The organism is Methanoregula sp., from assembly GCF_041645475.1.
Classification (GTDB): Archaea; Halobacteriota; Methanomicrobia; order Methanomicrobiales; family Methanospirillaceae; genus Methanoregula.
On sequence record NZ_JBAZQA010000003.1, the window covers coordinates 89,210 to 106,616 of the forward strand.

At 52.9% G+C, this 17,407-nt stretch carries 14 protein-coding genes; 7 read left to right on the forward strand and 7 right to left on the reverse strand.

Annotation, left to right across the window (positions count from 1 at the left end):
* Positions 1–652 precede the first annotated feature (652 nt).
* Positions 653–1,045 carry a type IV pilin gene (locus tag WC598_RS03830; protein ID WP_372960147.1) on the forward strand — a complete coding sequence of 131 codons (393 nt, stop codon included), beginning with the start codon at positions 653–655 and terminating at the stop codon, positions 1,043–1,045.
* Between the two features lie 459 nt (positions 1,046–1,504).
* The gene (locus WC598_RS03835; protein ID WP_372960148.1) at positions 1,505–1,705 is read left to right on the forward strand and encodes a hypothetical protein; all 201 of its coding nucleotides are present in this window, start codon (positions 1,505–1,507) and stop codon (positions 1,703–1,705) included.
* A 573-nt stretch (positions 1,706–2,278) separates the two neighbouring features.
* Here the strand turns inward: WC598_RS03835 and WC598_RS03840 are convergent.
* From WC598_RS03840 to acsB, 6 genes are read right to left on the reverse strand one after another with little or no spacing between them, the layout of a single operon-like run.
* A complete protein-coding gene (locus WC598_RS03840) occupies positions 2,279–3,043 on the reverse strand; it encodes an AAA family ATPase (RefSeq protein ID WP_372960149.1) in 765 nt (254 codons plus the stop codon).
* A 22-nt stretch (positions 3,044–3,065) separates the two neighbouring features.
* Entirely contained in the window at positions 3,066–4,100 is a 1,035-nt protein-coding gene (locus WC598_RS03845; RefSeq protein WP_372960150.1) for a hypothetical protein, read from the reverse strand.
* 5 nt (positions 4,101–4,105) lie between these two features.
* A complete protein-coding gene (locus tag WC598_RS03850) occupies positions 4,106–6,007 on the reverse strand; it encodes an ASKHA domain-containing protein (RefSeq protein ID WP_372960151.1) in 1,902 nt (633 codons plus the stop codon).
* The gene (gene acsC / locus WC598_RS03855; protein ID WP_372960152.1) at positions 6,008–7,345 is read right to left on the reverse strand and encodes an acetyl-CoA decarbonylase/synthase complex subunit gamma; all 1,338 of its coding nucleotides are present in this window, start codon (positions 7,343–7,345) and stop codon (positions 6,008–6,010) included.
* Positions 7,345–8,304: an acetyl-CoA decarbonylase/synthase complex subunit delta gene (locus tag WC598_RS03860; RefSeq protein WP_372960153.1), complete on the reverse strand. Its 960-nt coding sequence runs from the start codon at positions 8,302–8,304 to the stop codon at positions 7,345–7,347. Before WC598_RS03860 ends, acsC begins: the two co-directional genes overlap by 1 nt.
* Positions 8,305–8,313: 9 nt before the next feature.
* On the reverse strand, positions 8,314–10,365 hold the full coding sequence (acsB, locus tag WC598_RS03865; protein WP_372960154.1) for an acetyl-CoA decarbonylase/synthase complex subunit alpha/beta: 2,052 nt from the start codon (positions 10,363–10,365) through the stop codon (positions 8,314–8,316).
* A 143-nt stretch (positions 10,366–10,508) separates the two neighbouring features.
* On the opposite strand from acsB, the gene WC598_RS03870 reads away from it, so the two are divergent.
* Together WC598_RS03870 and WC598_RS03875 are read left to right on the forward strand one after the other, a co-directional pair.
* Positions 10,509–11,645, forward strand: coding sequence for a PEGA domain-containing protein (locus WC598_RS03870; RefSeq protein WP_372960155.1), 1,137 nt, complete (start codon positions 10,509–10,511; stop codon positions 11,643–11,645).
* A gap of 105 nt (positions 11,646–11,750) precedes the next feature.
* Positions 11,751–13,265 (forward strand): MBL fold metallo-hydrolase, encoded by a 1,515-nt coding sequence (locus WC598_RS03875; protein ID WP_372960156.1) that lies wholly within the window; start codon positions 11,751–11,753, stop codon positions 13,263–13,265.
* Positions 13,266–13,682: 417 nt separating this feature from the next.
* On the opposite strand, the gene WC598_RS03880 is transcribed toward WC598_RS03875, so the two are convergent.
* Complete coding sequence (locus WC598_RS03880; RefSeq protein ID WP_372960157.1) at positions 13,683–14,510, reverse strand: DNA adenine methylase; 828 nt, start codon at positions 14,508–14,510, stop codon at positions 13,683–13,685.
* A 123-nt stretch (positions 14,511–14,633) separates the two neighbouring features.
* Here WC598_RS03880 and hxlB point away from each other — a divergent pair, with 123 nt between their 5' ends.
* Genes hxlB through WC598_RS03895 form a run of 3 tightly spaced genes read left to right on the forward strand, consistent with a single transcriptional unit; the run spans position 14,634 to position 17,395 of the window.
* Positions 14,634–15,233, forward strand: coding sequence for a 6-phospho-3-hexuloisomerase (hxlB, locus tag WC598_RS03885; protein WP_372960158.1), 600 nt, complete (start codon positions 14,634–14,636; stop codon positions 15,231–15,233).
* A gap of 16 nt (positions 15,234–15,249) precedes the next feature.
* Entirely contained in the window at positions 15,250–16,356 is a 1,107-nt protein-coding gene (locus tag WC598_RS03890; protein ID WP_372960159.1) for a pyridoxal phosphate-dependent aminotransferase, read from the forward strand.
* 1 nt (position 16,357) lies between these two features.
* On the forward strand, positions 16,358–17,395 hold the full coding sequence (locus tag WC598_RS03895) for a M42 family metallopeptidase (protein ID WP_372960160.1): 1,038 nt from the start codon (positions 16,358–16,360) through the stop codon (positions 17,393–17,395).
* Positions 17,396–17,407: the final 12 nt, after the last annotated feature.

The following is a 17,407-nucleotide window of genomic DNA, read 5'->3' on the forward strand; positions in this document are numbered from 1 at the left end:
GTAAAATGCCCGTACATGCAATCTATGGCCTGATCCTGAGATCACGTCGGAGAACTCGGATTTTTATTTGAGTGCTCTTTTTCGGGTTCTGATAATGGGGGGCTGTTCTTCCTTTTTACTTTGTGCAAAACCGGCTCTTTCCGGAAGATTGTATTGATCATTTCTTCTTTTCTTGGAACGTATTTTAAAAAAATCCTGTCATGTCAGAACAACCGGATTTTGTTGCGTCACCATTGTATTAACCCGGTTTTGATCTTTTGCGTACCGGATTTTTACATTGGGATGACTTCGTCCCTGCATCAGGAAAAATGCCGGAATTTTTGTTCAGCGCAGCTTATCTCAAGGGGATTGTTGGTATCAGTGATTTTCGGAATAGAATTTTTTCCCTTAATCCCTGATATGAATTATCCTCTTTCAATTTTTTAATTGATTTACGTATATCCCACTCGTAACCATATTTGTTTATTATTTTCGAAAAAAAAAATCCGGGTTTTGTAAAGAAAATATTACATTGCCGTGATATTCCACCATTATTTGTCTGTAATGCACCAGCAATCAAAAAAACGCAAACGCAAATCTATATATATCAAGATAAGGAATACTAGGTCATACAGTGTCGTGCCTCTCTGAAGGCATTATTTGGAGTATAGATATGGCGTTTACTAAAAACAATGACGAAGCAGTATCACCGGTTATTGGCGTTATCCTCATGGTCGCCATCACGGTGATCCTTGCAGCAGTTATCGCTGCGTTCGTGTTCGGTATGGCAGGAAATATCCAGTCGGCAAAAACCGTTGCGATCACCATGACCCAGAATTCAACAGGTTACGGGACTGCAACTATCAACGGTGGAGCTGATCTTCCGACACTTAGTTATGTTACTTACAGTATCAATGGTGCTAAAGAAGTGGATATGTTCCCAATCGGTAACACTACCGTTGGAAGATATAATTCTACCCAAACCACAGTAAAGGGTTCACGTGTAGTACTTATTGGTTACTTCACGGATGGTTCCACCCAAATGCTTGTTGACAAACAATTCTAATCTTTTTTGATTCATTCATATCAGTATTTGAGTAAGCCTCACTTTTCAAGCAATCCTTTCCGTGGATAATTCAATTCGGATGAGGATTGAATCGCCAGTTTCAATAATCCTCGCGATAATAGAGATGGACATATTATGATCCGTTCGAGAATCCCCCTTCTTCTTACGTGCCTTCCTCTCCTTATCCCATTGAATATTTATGTTATAGGGAGTAGTCTGGGATCTGGTATACAATGGGCCTTGTTCAGATTCCAACAAACGTATGGAGGAATTAGTTTCATACCCGTAACCAGCGAATTCGAGTATGTCTTTTCCGGTATGATTACCGGGCGCAGTGCATTTTCCCTTCTGGCAGGGGGGATTAGTACCTGCCTGCTCGTTGCAGCGCTTTGTTTCATTCTCTTGTCCTATGAATATGAGTCCGAAAAAGGAGTGAAAACCGCCGGGTTCCTCACCATAATGGCAGGAATTATCTCAATCCTCTCTTCGGCTCTCCAGTATGGCATTTTCCTGAATGGTCCGGCTGGGTTTGCATTACCCGTTGGAATTCCTCTGATTTTGGTTATCGGGTGGATGATGTTCAGCGGATTTTATCACAGAATTCTTACAGAGAATGTAGGAATTATTGAAGAGGATGATGAATCCGACCGCATATCCTGATACCCAGGGCGAGAAAAACCATCCGTTTTTGCACAAAAAAATTCTCAATCAATCTCCGGTAAAAAAAATTTCAATCCCTCCTCACCTCCTGCCCGAATTTTTTAACCGCACCTTGATTGCATTTTATGGAGGGTCTCTTCAAAGAATCAAAATTTTTGTCGCATATACCTGCCGATTATCGGATAATTATCCGATTATCACCTCATCAACTGACACCCCATGATCGCGATTGAAATTTTTTTAAGCAAGGTCTACAATGAAAATGTGCATTGGAAACGTGCAAGAAAAATGTGACACCAGGTCCAGTGAAGGCACTTTTCATCATTATTTTGATCAGGGTACTATTGATCAGACATCCTGGATTGTTGAGCAACACATCCACACATCTGTCATACATTTAGTTGTCCCTCAACACATGCGCAGGTCACGGATTTTTCCGCACGCTGTTGAGTGAATTCACCCTCATACTGAATATTGCGATTTTGTGAATTATCAAAAACCCGCGTTCCATGAATCGGATTATTTGTTCTTAAGTGAAAGTGGAACTCATCAGAATTTTTCAAAACAAAATAATTAAACCTCTCTCTTCTTCGCCATCCCAAGAATCTTCTCCGCGAGTCCCCGCACCGCAACCCGGGCCGGACTATCGAACGGGATCAATGAAACCGGCGTGGCAGCCAGATCCGCACTCTCCACCGCCGAATCTTCCGGAATAATGGCAAGAGGTGATTCTTCCCCGATATCCACCGGTGCCGTCCCGGTCTTGTACTGGTTGAAGACCACGTGGATCTTTTCCTTCTCAAGACCAAGCTGCGTTGCGATCTCCCGGATGCGGGCGATCGTCCGAAGACCCCGGGCCCCGGGGTCGCTCAAGATCAGAAGCAGATCCGGTTTACCGATCGTTCCCCGGCTGATATGCTCCATCCCCGCTTCTGTATCGATGATGATGAAGTGGTACTCACGTTCAAGCTGCACCATGCATTCCGAGAGGAGATCGTTTGCAAAACAGTAACACCCGCTCCCTTCCGGCCTTCCCATTGCAACAAGATCGAAGCCGTTCGATTCAACAAGGGATTGCCGGAAGCGGAACCGGACATAATCATGCCGGTTCATGCCCGGCGGGATATTCCGTGAGAATGCCTCCTCCCGCATGCTGCCAAGCGTCTCGTGGACCGAGACCCCGAGGGCCTCATGCAGGTTGGCATTCGGGTCGGCATCAACGGCAAGAACCGGAGCTTCCCCAAGGTCAATGAACGATCGGACGAGGAGCGAGCTCACAGTTGTCTTCCCGGTCCCGCCTTTGCCGGAGAGTGCGATGGTAAACGGATGGTCTGTCATGAGGATTTTCCCGGTGTCTGTTTCAGGCAGTTTTTGCCCGGATGCGCCGTGATATCTCCGCTGCCGCTCCCATGATGTCGAGCGAGCCCTGCCGGTCGGCAAACCGGATGCCGCAGCTTGGGGTGATGAGCGACTGGGCATCAAACAATTTCTCCGGCATACGAGCAGTGAGCTGCGTGCGGATCGCGAGGTATTTTTCGTAAAGCGAATCAACGGTTTCGGTAGCGAAGAGCTTGTAATCTGCAGGAACTATGCCCCATGCGACAACCCCGCCCCGCTCCATATACGAAATTATGGAATCCCGGTAGAGCAGGAACTCTGTTGCCGTGGCATAGGCGTCCATGGAAATAACTGCCGGGTTGAGGCTGATGACAAACTCCCAGTCCGTGTTCGAACAGCAGTGGACCCCGAGTCCGCCTTCAACAAGTGAGGCAATATCTTCCCACCCGGCCCTGACAGTCTCCTTGTCCACCGGGACTACCGAGGACCCGAGCGATGCGAGGTAGGGTTCGTTCAGCACAACCAGCGTCCCGGCAACGCCGGTATTCTTCTTCATCTCCTGTTCGCACCAGCGGGCCTTGAGCGCAATCATCTTGGAGAGAACGTCAGCCAGCTGTGCATCGTAATAGATAGGCCGCTTGTCTGTATCAACAACCTGCATGCCGAACGTAACCGGCCCCGTTACCTGGCACTTCAGCACCCGCGTGCCAGGGAGTCTGTGCCCCATCATCTCGATAAATGCCGAGGCGTATTCTTGGTGAAGCCCATAGCCGGTATAATTCTGCTCAACGAAATCCATGTACACTTTTTCCATGGCAGCGGTCTGGTCTTTCGTGCTGTCGAAGAGGAGCCGGTCTTCACGGATTACCCGGCCCGGGAGCTGTTCGGAGTCATTGAAGACAATGCTCTCAAGCAGGGCCCGGTCCGGTAGTGTCGGGATGTACGGAAACTCCGGAAAGATCTCAAGAACATCGCGGCAGGCCAAAACAGGATCGGTGTGCGGGAGTGCGCCGACACCGGTTGCGAGCGAGTGGGGAGAAGCGATCATCTTTGCCATGGCACTCACTCCTTCCTGAGCCGGCAGCTGTCCACGAGTTTCTCAACCATGGGAAAGAGCGAGAGATCCGTATGGGGGAGGAACGTGCTTGACGTGTATTCATCCATGAACGAATTTTCCGCATTGAGTTCGATATACGCTATCTTAAAGGCAATCTCGTCAAGTGTTTTGCGGGTCCTGCGGTTTATGAGCGCGATGTTTGCACCGGAAACGGCCCCGTTCCCCATATTCTTGATCTGGTCGAACGGGATCTCGGGGATGAGCCCGATGATGGTGGCGTTCTTCTTGTCAATGTAATTGCCGAATGCCCCGGCAAAGTAGATAGTCGTGATCTCGTGCCGGGTGACCCCGGCTTCCTTCATCAGCGTTATGCAGGCCGCGTGGATGGAGGCCTTGCTCATGATGAGGTTCTTGATATCGTTCTCAGTAATGACGATGTCCTTGTCAATCTCGGTCTCTTTTGCCCACGCAATAACATATTCCGGGAAATGACCGTTTGTGCGGATCCGGGGGTTTGCAATACTTGTGTTGATCCTGCCGGTCCGGTCGATAACGCAGGTGCAGAGGAGTTCTGCGAGCAGGTCGATGAGACCCGACCCGCAGATGCCCCGGGGGCGGATGCCATTGATGGTGGAGAACTTCGGGTTGAGGGTGACCGGGTCAATGGAGAGTTTCTCGATTGCACCCGGGTTTGCCCGCATGCCGAAGAGGACTTCCCCGCCTTCAAGGGCAGGACCCGCGGCACCGGCGCAGGAGAACATCCACTCGTTGTTCCCGAGCACGACTTCGAAGTTGGTGCCAATGTCGATGAGAAGGGAGATCTCTTCCCGCTCGCTCATGCCGCAGGCAAGGATGTCGGCAATGATATCCCCGCCAATAAAATCGCTGACCGCGGGAAAAACGAAGACCCCGCCGTTCGGGTTGACCGTGATGCCAATCCTGCTCGCCGTGATCGAGAGGGCCCGGCGCACAACCGGGACATAGGGCTCGGCTATCATGTAGGCCGGGTCGATCCCGAGGAGCATGTGGGTCATCACCGTATTACCGGCAACGATCACTTCGTAAATGTCTTCGCGGTCAATCCCGGCAGAGTTGGCGGCGGCAGTGAGGGCCTGGTTGATGCTCTCGGCCGCAAGGGCCTGGAGCCGGACAAGCCCGTTCTTCCGGGCGAAATTCACCCGGGCAAGAATGTCCTCTCCACAACTGATCTGCTTGTTGTAATTCGATGCCACATTAACGACTTTACCGGTGACAAGATCCCAGAGATAGACAACAACGGTTGTCGACCCGAGATCAACGGCAGCGCCAAAGACACGTTTCGAGGTATCATTCTCCTGGAGATCGATGAGCCGGTATCCCCCGGGCACAAGTCCGATGGTCCCGGTAACTTTCCAGTCGCTGTGCCGGAGGAGGCCCGGGATCACGCGGAGCATCTCAAGCGGGGCATACATCTGCTCGGCCACGGGCCCGCCGCTTTTCTGGATGCCCCAGAGAAGCCGGGAGAGATCCGGGGACGGGTCACTCAGGGTCGGGGGCTGGAGCTCAACGTAATATTTTTTAACCGATGGCTTGAAGTCAATGGCCTGTTCAAGCCCTTCGACAAGGATCTTCTGTTCCTGGATGAGCGTGTGCTCGGGAACGACAACATGAAGATCACCCTGGACCAGGGTCTCGCAGGCAAGGCAGGCGCCCTTTGCGAGTTCGGCCTCGGTGAAGAAGCGCCCGTATTTCTGCCGGTCAAACTCGGTTTTGCCGGACTGGATGTAGACCACGCACTTGCCACACTTGCCCTGGCCGCCGCAGACAACGTTCATGTTCAGGCCGGCTTTCTGGGCTGCATCAAGGACGGTAGTGCCCCGGGGCACCTCGATCTTCCGGTAACTCGGAAGGAATGTTACGGTGCGCATTTAGTTCTTCCACTCCTCGTGCAGGTACTCGCCGATCTCGGCAGCATCGCGGGGACCGACCAGCACTTTCCAGCCGGTGGCATCCTCAATCCTGCCGGAGAGGGGGGACGCGTACCCGGGGATGATCAGCTTCCGGTGGGAGACCTCGTTCTCCACGTCGAATTTTTTGACCGAGTCCCGCACCAGGGTCTCGTTGAGTTTACCGGCTGCAACAGCAGTCAGGACCGACAGCCCTTCCGTATCCACGATCAGCATGAAACATGGGATTCTTGTGGATTCGAGATACCCCTGGAGCGTGAAGAACGTGAGCGAGAAGTTCACGGTCATGAGGACCGGCGCATCCTTGCCCGGTGTTCCTACCCGGTACAGCCCGGGGTTCATCTGGATCGGTTTCTGAGGATCGGTGTAGATGTTCTGGCGAAGGGTCAGCGCGGCTTTCGCCGGCCCGGGGCTTAGCGGGCTAGTCACGATCACGGAGGCATACTTGACGATACCAAGCGCGATTGCCGCGTCCTCATTTCCTGCCCGGGTTGCATCGAGATAGACCGGGTACCCGAGATCCGGCGCGGCCCGGGTTATGGCAAGCTGGCGGATCGCTGTCGAGCGAACAACAAAGTCCCCGAGAGAATCCGGGGCTGGATCCAGGATGAGGTCTGACACTCCTTCCGCGGTACAGTCTTTCACCAGCCGGGCGAGCCCTTCGAGTGTTCCTGCCTGAACAACGAGCGGGCACCCGTGCTGCTTTGCCAGGGCACACATCTCATGGAAATTTTCTGCGGTTGCCGCGTGAAGAAGCGGGTGATAACTGCCGCAGTGGACAAGGGCGGCTTTGAGGGCTGCCGTATCACGGGAGATCAGTATGGGTGGAAGATGCGCCTCAACGCTCTCGACCATTGCAACCGCCCGGGCAAAGGTTTCCGGAGAACCGCTCTCGTTACGGATGGCAATGCCATTGAAGCGAAGATCGGATCCCACGCGGGTGAAGGTCTCGTCCCGCACCCGGCGGGTTACCGCTTCGATCTCCTCTTCTGTCTGCGTGTCGCTGACATGGAATACAATACCCGGCGGGTGGTAGAAGGTCTTGTCGTGCCGGTAGAGCACAAACTCCTCCCCTACCTTGAAGGAACGCTCCCCGACACCAACTTTTACGAGCCGGATTGGCGGCCGGGTTGTTGCCCCGAGCACGGATTTTGCCTCGTCACTCAGGTAAGGGCAGAGATCTACATCGGCTTTCCCTCCGGCCAGTTTCATGGCAAAGGTGAGACAGGTGGGATCGCCACATTCCTTGCAGTTTTTCTTGGGCAGGAGTTTGTAGATATCAAGGGCCTTGAGTGCCATCACTGCACCTCCGCTTCCGGACGGGTTCCCTTCTTCAGGTCTTCAAATGCCGCTCTGAGGAGAGGGATGGTCTTCGGATGCCGGACACAGATGATCTCGGCTCCGGCAGCCGCTGCGGCAATGCCCGTGAAGAATTCCCACCGGACTGCCATCTCGTCCTGAAGGCCGGGTTCTGCTTCCCGCACTTCCTTAATCGTGAGGGAATCCGCAGCCGAGCAGATCATTGGCATGGCGAGATCGGCATCGCCTTTGAGAGCAGAGAACCGGATCCGCTCCATTGCCGAGAACGAGTACTCGAATCCGTACCCGAGCGCACCCGTGTACGGGTCGATGACGATATGATCGTGCTGGACACCGATCTCCCGCAGGAGGATATTGAGTTGTTTTGCCAGGTTGATATCGATCGGCGACTGGGCAAGGACCGAATGGTTGTAGGCGAGGGCTGCTGCGGCAATGCTGCGGTAGCGGCCGGCTTCCGCGGTCCCGAGAAGGAGGCGTTCCCCCTGCCCGGCTTCCCCGCAGGCCTGGAAGACTTCGCTGTCGATCTTCGGTTCGTTGCTTCCTTCAATGATCAGGGGCAGGGCCGTTGCGGACAGAACGGTCTCGACCGTCTTTTTCACCGATGCAAAATCTGAAAAATTCCTCATCCGCGTACTGGTCAGGTAGAGCCGGACCATATCGGCGCCGTAAGCGGATTCCGCTGTTTTTGCCCATTCCGCCACATTGTTCGTGAGGTCCCCGCAATAGTTCCGGATGAGGGGCGGCCAGAAGACCGGGTTGTCGCAGATCTCAAACGCTATGAGCGGTGCCGGTGATACGGGACCGGTTTCGAGAAAGGGGAGTGTCTTTCCACCGCCAATCCGGTACGAAATCCTGCGTGTTCCCCCCTCGGATTTTGTTGCCCCGAGCACGACATCGCCAATGGCTCCGGTCCAGTCAAAAGGTATGGTGTAGGCCATGATGCACCGTCACATAAGGGGTTCCATACCAAGAGCCGGATGCTGGACACGTTCAAGGAAGACGATCAGATCCTCGATAGTTGCTGCCGTTGTCTCGTCGGCAATCTTTGCAAACAGGTCCGGATGGCCGGCCGCTGCAAGTCTCTTTTCGAGGCGTTCTTTGAGTTCTTCCTTGAGCTGGGACGGCAGCCAGACCAGCCGTTCTATCCCGCCCTCACCCTGGAGGAAGCGGTCTGAGAGGATATAATTCTTGGAGATCCCGGCAAAACCCGGGGTCTGGGCACCCCCGCCGATAGTTCCGGCAAGCGTGGAGAAACTCATGCCGGATGGTGTGATCCCTTTGAACTCGCGGTTCACGACCATGATACCGTTCACCTCGGGGAGCATCAGGGCAATGGCTTCGAAACAGCCGCAGCAGGTCATGGGGTATTCCATCACGCTGTAGAGAGAACACTGGGTGATCTCGCCATGACTGGCTTTCTTGACAAACCGGTTGACCCCTTCGAACTCCCCGTTCCGGGCATTAATGACCGCTCCTTTCTCAATGGGCTGGTTGGCACCGGACGGCGATATCTCGAATGCTATCTTGCCGTCAAGCCAGCTGATGGCTCCGCAGAGTGCGGGGCGCTCGGGCGTGATCACGCAGACATGGTTCGGGGCAAAGGTCTGGCAGAGCGTGCAGGAGTAATAGGTGCTGACATCGTTGTCCCGCATCCCCTTGATCCGATCATCGCGCTCGGCGTAGACCTTCTCGGCTTCTGCTTTTGCCGCGATCACTTTTGCAGCATCGGTTATCAGGGTGACGGCAACGGCATCGAGCAGCTGGGGGAAATCCATGCGGAATTTGCTTGCAAGGAGCTTGCCGATATGCTCGATCCTTACTCCCTTGGCAACCGCTTCTTTGGCAATTCTGACCCAGATGAGATCCCGCTGGGCAACATGCCAGGATCCTTCCCCGTAATTGACAAAGTTGTGGATCCTCCGCTCAAGCACCGGCTCATAATCCTTCTTCATGTTTTTGCCGGATACTTCGATGATGATCCCGAGCGGGTTTGCCGATCCCTCTTTCATGGATTCGATCTCGGGGCCGATCACGGTGACCTGACCGTCCGTGATCTCGCCCGGCTGCCGGAGGCGGAGCAGTTCGAACGCCGGCGACCTGCCCCCGCCAAATTCCACATACATCTCCTCTTTCCGTATGCTCTTCCCCTCAAACGCCGGGGAACATCCCATAGGAATGGGAATTGCCGTGACGTTGACGCGGATTCCTTTCTCTTCCATGCCTTTGCTGACTACCGTTTCTGCGTCAGCGGCTATCCACGACCCGCCCACGTAGTCCCCAAGGGAGAGGATGGGGAAGCCCAGCACCCGCATGCCGTCGGCAAATGCAATCTCCTCGTCGGTTAATCCGGGAAAGACGATGACAATGGCTTTTGCCCGTTCCGCCGCATACGTGAGCAGGCGGTGGGTGTCACCGGGTGTGACCCCGCCAAACATCATGGCTACCCGGGCAATAACATCGACAAAGTGGATACCGTAGGAGGGTGTGGAACCAAGGGGAATGAGACGATAATCGAGGCCAAGTTTCACCCCGGCACCGGACAGGGTCGGGATTACCTCTCCTGCAAGGAACGTGAGCATGTATTTTTCCTGGAGCTCGCGACAGATGGCTGCAGCACTCCCGGCGCCGGCAGGTTTCCCGATAACCAGCGCAAGGCCAAGAATGCTCCCGTCTACAAGCGAATACCCCAGCTTCCGGATAACCGTATCGCCTATAAAACCGGTATAGGGCTCGGGCTCCTTTCCTTTTCCGGCAGTTGTGTCCGCCAGCAGGCATTCCGAAGCAACGAGCGGGTTGTTTCCGGTCTTTGCGTACACATCCGCGGCAGATTTCTGTTCGTGAACAGCAATGCCGGTCAGCGCGTATGATATGGGAAGGTGATAGGCAGTTTCATCATAGGAGAAAGATCTCCCGATTGTAGAAATCTTTGATTTTTGGTGTTCCTCACCCTTTTTTCTGGCCAGTTCCACGTCAGTCATTGTCAGTATCCCTTTGATCATGGGTTACCCGGTAATCTACATATACTTTCGTTATAAGGTAAACGGACAAAAATCCCCTGAATAACAGGAAATAAAAGCGAAATAACAAAAATATATATCATTTATAAATGCAATTCTCATTAACGAGAGGTACAATGATGGGTATGAAGAGATATGCAAAGATCCTTTCTTTATCGGTATTTTTAATTATCGCATTGCTTATTGTCCAGCCGGTGCTTGCGGAAATCCCAAAAACGATCTCCTCAACAACGGATACGATGTCGATCGCCTATCGCGGTTCTGGCGGATTCTTTATTGGCAATACGATCATTTTCGATGGCAATAATTCCGTTGGGAACGTGACGGTCCTCAGACTCACCGGTTCGGGCCTGCCGGCAGAGGGGGTTCCGCTCTATGATCTGAATGGCGAGCCGGGTTCAGGAAATTCGGTTGATGTAAACCCGGACGGAACCTGGAGGTTTATCTGGTATACGTCGAACATCAAGGGTATTGAAAAGTTACAGACCCTGCGGTACACCGTTACGGCAATGGATCTCGCCCGCCCGGAGAATGTTGCGGCTACTTCCGTGTACTTAAGGAAACCTGAATTTTCCATTATCGCCCAGCCGGATACCGTGAAAAGCGGAGAGTACGTTCAGCTGGTAGGGAATGCGGAAAACGGTATAAGTACCGTTAAAATCGAAGTTACCGATCTCTCCGGGAATATTATGGGTACCTATGAGTCCGCGGTCAGCGCATCGGGGTACTTCAACAACGGGTTCCATGCAAATCTGCCTCTCGGACAGTATTATATTACCATAACCAACCCGGTAACCAAAAAGACATCAAAGACGATGCTCACAATAATTAAGCCTGAGCTGACCACAGCACCAACGATTGAAGTCACTCAGGTTCCCATGATCACGGTAACCCTGCCAGTAACACCGGTTTCCCCTACAGCAATGGTACCAGGTACTCCCGCGGGAAATGCCGGTACACTCTCGGTAACCTCAACCCCATCCGGTGCAGCAGTTTACGTTGATACACAATACGTTGGAGTATCCCCAGTTACCTTAACGACCCTTGCACCGGGTATCCACCAGGTGGAAGTCCGGAGCCCGGATTACCAGACCAGTTCCTTCTCAACTGAAGTAAAAGCGGGGGAAACTGCCAGCATATCCCCGGTACTCCAGAAAAATGCTGCTGCATGGCCATTCTATACCCTTGCAATCATCGGGGGTCTCATTGTAGTCTGCCTGATTGTTGTTGCAGTCCTGTTCATGCGTAAGAAAACACCATAATTTTTTTTGAGCGATATCGGTATTTTCCGGTCTTCCCTATCTGTATTCACCAGAACCTATTTTGGCCTCCAGTAATAACGCTAATACCACAACCGGTGGATAATCGTGAAGAAATTTTCCTTTGTCGCGCACATGCCGGACACCCCGGGTTCCCTTCACCGGGCGGCCGAGATCATAAAAAAATATGAGGGAAATATCAACCGTATCCAGTTTGACCGCCGCATCGATCCCGGTACCGTATTTTATGAAGTAACGGCATCGGACTCATCCTACAAGAAAATTACGGACGAGCTTGCCTTCATCGGGTACTTACAGTCCTCGTTAAAACCCCTGGACTTCTTAAAGTTCTGCGTCTATCTCCCGAACCGGCCAGGCGCCCTCTATGAATTCCTGGGTTTTACTACTTCAGCAGGGGCAAACATTGCCTTAATAGACTTCGATGACAAGGGGCGGCACCCGGACCGGCTTACGGTCAGTCTCAATCTCGAGCAGAGCGCAATTGTTGATCGCCTTCTCGATACCCTCAAAAGCCGGTACCGTCTCGAGATCATCGAATATGACAAGACCGGAAAACATCTTGACGATACCGTCTTCTATGTCCGGTTTGCGCAGGCGGTCCGCGACCTTATCGGGGAATCCGAAGATGCATTCCTGCTCTCGTTTCTTGCAGAAACCAACCATATTGCCCAGGAACTCATGGACCGGGGATGCAATCCCCACCAGGTTTTTGAGAGCGTTCTTGCCACCGGGCAGACTATGCGGGCAACCTCCGGTGAGCATTTTTATGCCGATGTCCAGCAGTTCCGGATCACCGACACAGCGACCCTGTTCTGCTTCCAGCCCCCCTGTGGAGGGAGCCTGTTTATTATCGACACCCCAAAGGAACGGGTCATGATCGATACCTGTTACGGGATTTACCATCACGACATCATGGCCATGCTCTCGCGCTATGGCCTTGGAGATATGTCCCGGATATCCCGGGTTATTGTCACCCATGCCGATGCCGATCACTGCGGGGCATCCGGTTTTTTTTCCGCACCGGTCTCCATGCATCATGCAACGCTTGAGATCCTCCGGACCAACAACCGGGCGTACGGGTCCCGTAGTGAAGGATCGGTTCTCGAAGAGTTCTATACCAAGATGGTGAACCTCTTCTCGAAATTTAATGTTCCTGCGGACGTCGAATGCTTTTCAGCCCCCACCGGAATTACCCGTGGGATCTTCCCGGTTATCGGGTCATTCCGGATAGGGGAGATCGAACTCGAAGTCCTGGACGGGCTTGGCGGGCATACCTGCGGGCAGGTATTCCTCTACTCAAAAGAGTACGGCCTGATCTTTGCTGCCGACAGCGTCATCAATTTTGGGAGCATGACAAAAGAGCGGGCGGATTACAGTTCGCTGGCTGCATTCCTGGTCACCTCCGTGAATGTTGACAGCGACCTCGCAAAACAGGAGCGTGTCGCGCTCATGGCTCTTGCGGAAGAAACCGACCGGGCGCTCGCTCCATCAGGCCGGCGCTGCCTTATCTGTGGGGGACATGGGGCGGTATCCGTCATGGCGAACGGTAAACTTGCCGTGTACGGGGATATCATGCGGTATGAGGCCGGCAGGGATTCGTGAGCAAAGCGGGGATGTTGGGAGCATTCTCTGCAAAAAACCCGTAAGGTACGCCCGAAACCATCATTTTTTTTATAGGGTAATGTACTATTCCAGCCCCTGAATCCAGGAAGAATTTACGGAGTGAAAAAAGGTAAAAAAATACATGCCTAAAAATTTAATGCAAAAAAGTAAATGCGTTTTGGAGCGGAAATACTGACGCTCCAGGGGCTTCGCCCCGCCGCTAAGGCGCCCCGGTTGCGATAGTGCTATATTACCTGAATCGAGATTTTTGGTAATACCGAGGAATCGCATGCGCCCCCGCCCCCAATGGGGGCAGGGTTGGCGCAAAGGGGAGGCGGACTATTGTAAAAGATAGAGGGAAGGGGCTGGATTGGCACGTTACCCTTTTTATAAAATATCTCCCCCATCGTAAAGATTCTAATAATTCGTAACAATGATTTCGTAGGTGCCGGTTCTCCGCTCGCCATTACAATTGATATACCGTTTTGCAGGAACCGTGGCAATCGAAAAGCCTTCATATAATTCCTCTATAGCTGGGACTTTCGAGTTACTCAGCATAACCTGGACTCCTTTATCAGATAAATTCCTGAATGTTGCTGCAAGGCGCTCCTGGTCGCTGAACCGGAACCCGGACGCATGGTAATCGGTAAAGCTGGCAGTTTTCGAGAGCGGGTGGTAGGGGGGATCGAAATAGACAAAATCCCCCTCTCTTGCCTTCAAAACAGTCCTCTCAAAATCGCCATGCATGATTCGGACCTGCTGGAGCATGGCATGGAATTTCCGGATGGTGGATTCCGCGGGGAGGCTCTTTTTGGCATGGTGGCCGTACGGAACATTAAACTCTCCCCTGCGATTCACCCGCCACAGGCCATTGTAACCTTGTTTGTTGAGATAAATGAGAAGAGCTGCTCTCCGGATCCTCTTTTTTTCAGAACCAATCAGGCTGTTGAATTCGGCTTTGAGTTTTTTGTATGATTCCTCGTTATTTTCATAATCGTTGCCAGAGAGTTCGTCAATCAGTTGTTCCGGCCGGGTTTTTACGGTCCGGTACAGGTTGATGAGTTCATAATTGAGATCCGAAATTACTGCCAGCGACAACTGGCCCCGGTTCTCGAGGTTGACAAGGAGAGCTGCACCGCCGACAAATGGCTCAAAATAGGTATTCCACCGGGGGGGCAGCCGGGCATTGAGTTCCGCCAGCAGCTGCCGTTTTCCCCCGGCCCATTTCAAGAGCGGTACTTTCACGAATATTTTTTTGTTGACAATCCTTAAAGATCCTTCCCGTCATTCTCAAAGGGCAAGCGTTCTTTTTTTAATCGCTTACGAAATTCTCATCTACTATGTGAATCCATCTTTTGTGAGAGAAGCATGAAGACTCACAGGGTACAGGAAATGATGCTCTTAATGGCATCAAAGATCCGGTCGATCACAAACTCCCTTTCATACCAGGATTGCGAAAAATTTATCGAAGAGCTCCTGAATGCAAAACGGATTTACGTTATTGGTGCCGGCCGGTCGGGACTTGTGGCAAAATCCTTTGCCATGCGCCTCATGCATCTCGGCCTCCAGGCATATGTTGTTGGCGAGACCATCACCCCGGCACTGAACAAGGGGGATGTTATGGTGATCTTCTCCGGCTCGGGCCGGACCAAGACGGTAGCCGATATTGCCGAGACGGCAAAGGAGATCGGTGCCCACATCTGTCTCATCTCCTCAAACGCCGATTCACGGATCGGGAAGATTGCAGACTGCATTGTTATCATCGAACACCACCGGGACGACGTGGAAGACGATGCGGTCGAGTTCGAAATCCGGCAGATGATGGGGGAGCACAAATCGTTTGCCCCGCTCGGGACACTCTTTGAAACTGCGTCCATGATATTTGCCGATGCGGTTATCTCGCGGATGATGGAGATCACAAAGACCGATGAATCAGCCCTGAAGAACCGGCATACCAACATAGAATAACGAAACGGAGCAGAACATGGGATTACAATTCTCAGACAGGGTTCTCGGGATCGAGATATCCGGCATCCGGAAGATCTTCGAGTCCGCAGGCCCGGACTCGATCAACCTCGGGCTGGGCCAGCCCGATTTTGATACCCCGCAGCACATCAAGGACGCTGCAATTCAGGCAATCAGGGCTGGAAAGACCGGCTATACTCCCAATACCGGTATTCCGGAACTCAGGGGTGCAATCAGCCGTAAATTCAAAACCGAAAATGATCTGGACTATACTCCCGATGAAATCATTGTGACCGCAGGTGCAAGCGAGGCACTCCATATCGTGATGCAGGCATTGCTCCGGGAAGGCGACCGGGTGCTCTGCCCGGACCCGGGATTTGTGTCCTATGCGTCCCTTGCAACCATGGCCGGGGGCCGGCCGGTCAGCATCCCGCTGACAAAAAGCCTCCATCTCGATGTCGAAGCCGCAAAAGAACAGATGGACGGGTCAAAACTCCTTGTCATCAACTCTCCGGGAAACCCAACCGGTGCGGTCGAGAGTAAAGAGTCCATAAAAGCACTCGTGGAATATGCTGGCGACAAGGGAGTTACCGTACTCTCGGATGAAGTGTATGAACATTTCATTTACGGCAAAAAGCACTGGAGCGCCGGCACGTTTGGCGACAATGTCATCACCATCAATGCCACGAGCAAGACCTATGCCATGACCGGCTGGCGTCTCGGGTACCTGGCGGCATCAAAAGAAATAGTCGGGCAGTGCCTCAAGGTCCACCAGTACTGCCAGGCCTGCGCAACGTCCATATCCCAGTACGCAGCGCTTGCAGCGTACGAAGGGGATCAGAACATGGTTGGTGTCATGCGCGATGAGTACCGGGTCCGCCGGGATCTCATCTGCAAGGGCCTCGCGGAGATGGGTTTCAGATTCCCGGTCCCGGAAGGTGCGTTCTATGCGTTCGTTCCCATGAAACCGGCGTTGACGCAGAAGATCATCGATAAAGGAGTGGTTGTCGTCCCCGGGACCGCGTTCGGGGAGAATGCACCGGAATATACCCGGTTCAGCTATGCCAATTCCCGGGAGAACCTGAACCGGGCCCTTGATAGGATAAAACAGGCAACAGGTGAATGATATGGTAAAAGATCTGTTAAAGAAATTATCCAATGCCCACGGTGTTTCGGGCAGTGAAGGCAGTATAGTCTCCGTCATAAAAAAAGAGCTCAAAGGCCATGTTGACGAAATCCGCGAAGACCCCATGGGCAACCTTATCGCGATCAAGCGCGGCAACAAGTTCAAGGTCATGCTTGCAGCCCACATGGACGAGATCGGCCTGATGGTCAAGTTTGTTGAAGAGAAAGGGTTCATCCGCTTCGTTGCCCTTGGCGGCTGGTACGGCCCAACGCTTTACAACCAGCGGGTTGTCCTGCATACTCCAAATGGCCCCCTTTTTGGCGTCATTGGCGGCAAGCCCCCGCACATGATGGATGATGACGAGCGCAAGAAAGGCGTGAAAGTCGATGACATGTTCATCGATGTCGGCGCTGCCAACAAAGAAGAGGTGGCGTATCTTGGTATTGATGTAGGGACGCCGGTTACCATTGACCGGGAGTTCGTCTCTCTTGCAAACTCCCGGGTAACCGGAAAGGCATTCGACAACCGTGCTGGTGTCGCGATGCTGATCAAGACCTTACAGGAAGTCAAATCCCCGCTCACCATCTTCGGTGTCTTTACCGTGCAGGAGGAAGTGGGGCTCAAGGGTGCACGCACGAGCGCCTATTCCCTGGATCCGGACTGTGCGATTGCAACCGATGTCACCATTCCGGGTGATCACCCGGGAATTGACATGAAGGATGCGCCGGTTGTTATGGGAAAAGGCCCGGTAATTACCATTGTTGACAGCAGCGGCCGGGGTCTCATTGCGAGCAGGAAAGTCGTGAAGTGGCTCAAGGATGCAGCAGATGAGAACAGTATCCCCGTCCAGCTCGAAGTCGGCAGCGGGGGAACAACCGACGCAACGGCAATCCACCTGACAAAAGGCGGTATCCCGAGCACAACGCTCAGCATCCCGTCCCGGTATATCCACTCCCCGGTGGAAGTTATCGATATGCAGGATGTCGAAGCCGGCGTGAAACTGCTCGTCAACGCACTGAAGCAGAAACCGGCACTGTAATTTTTTTGATTT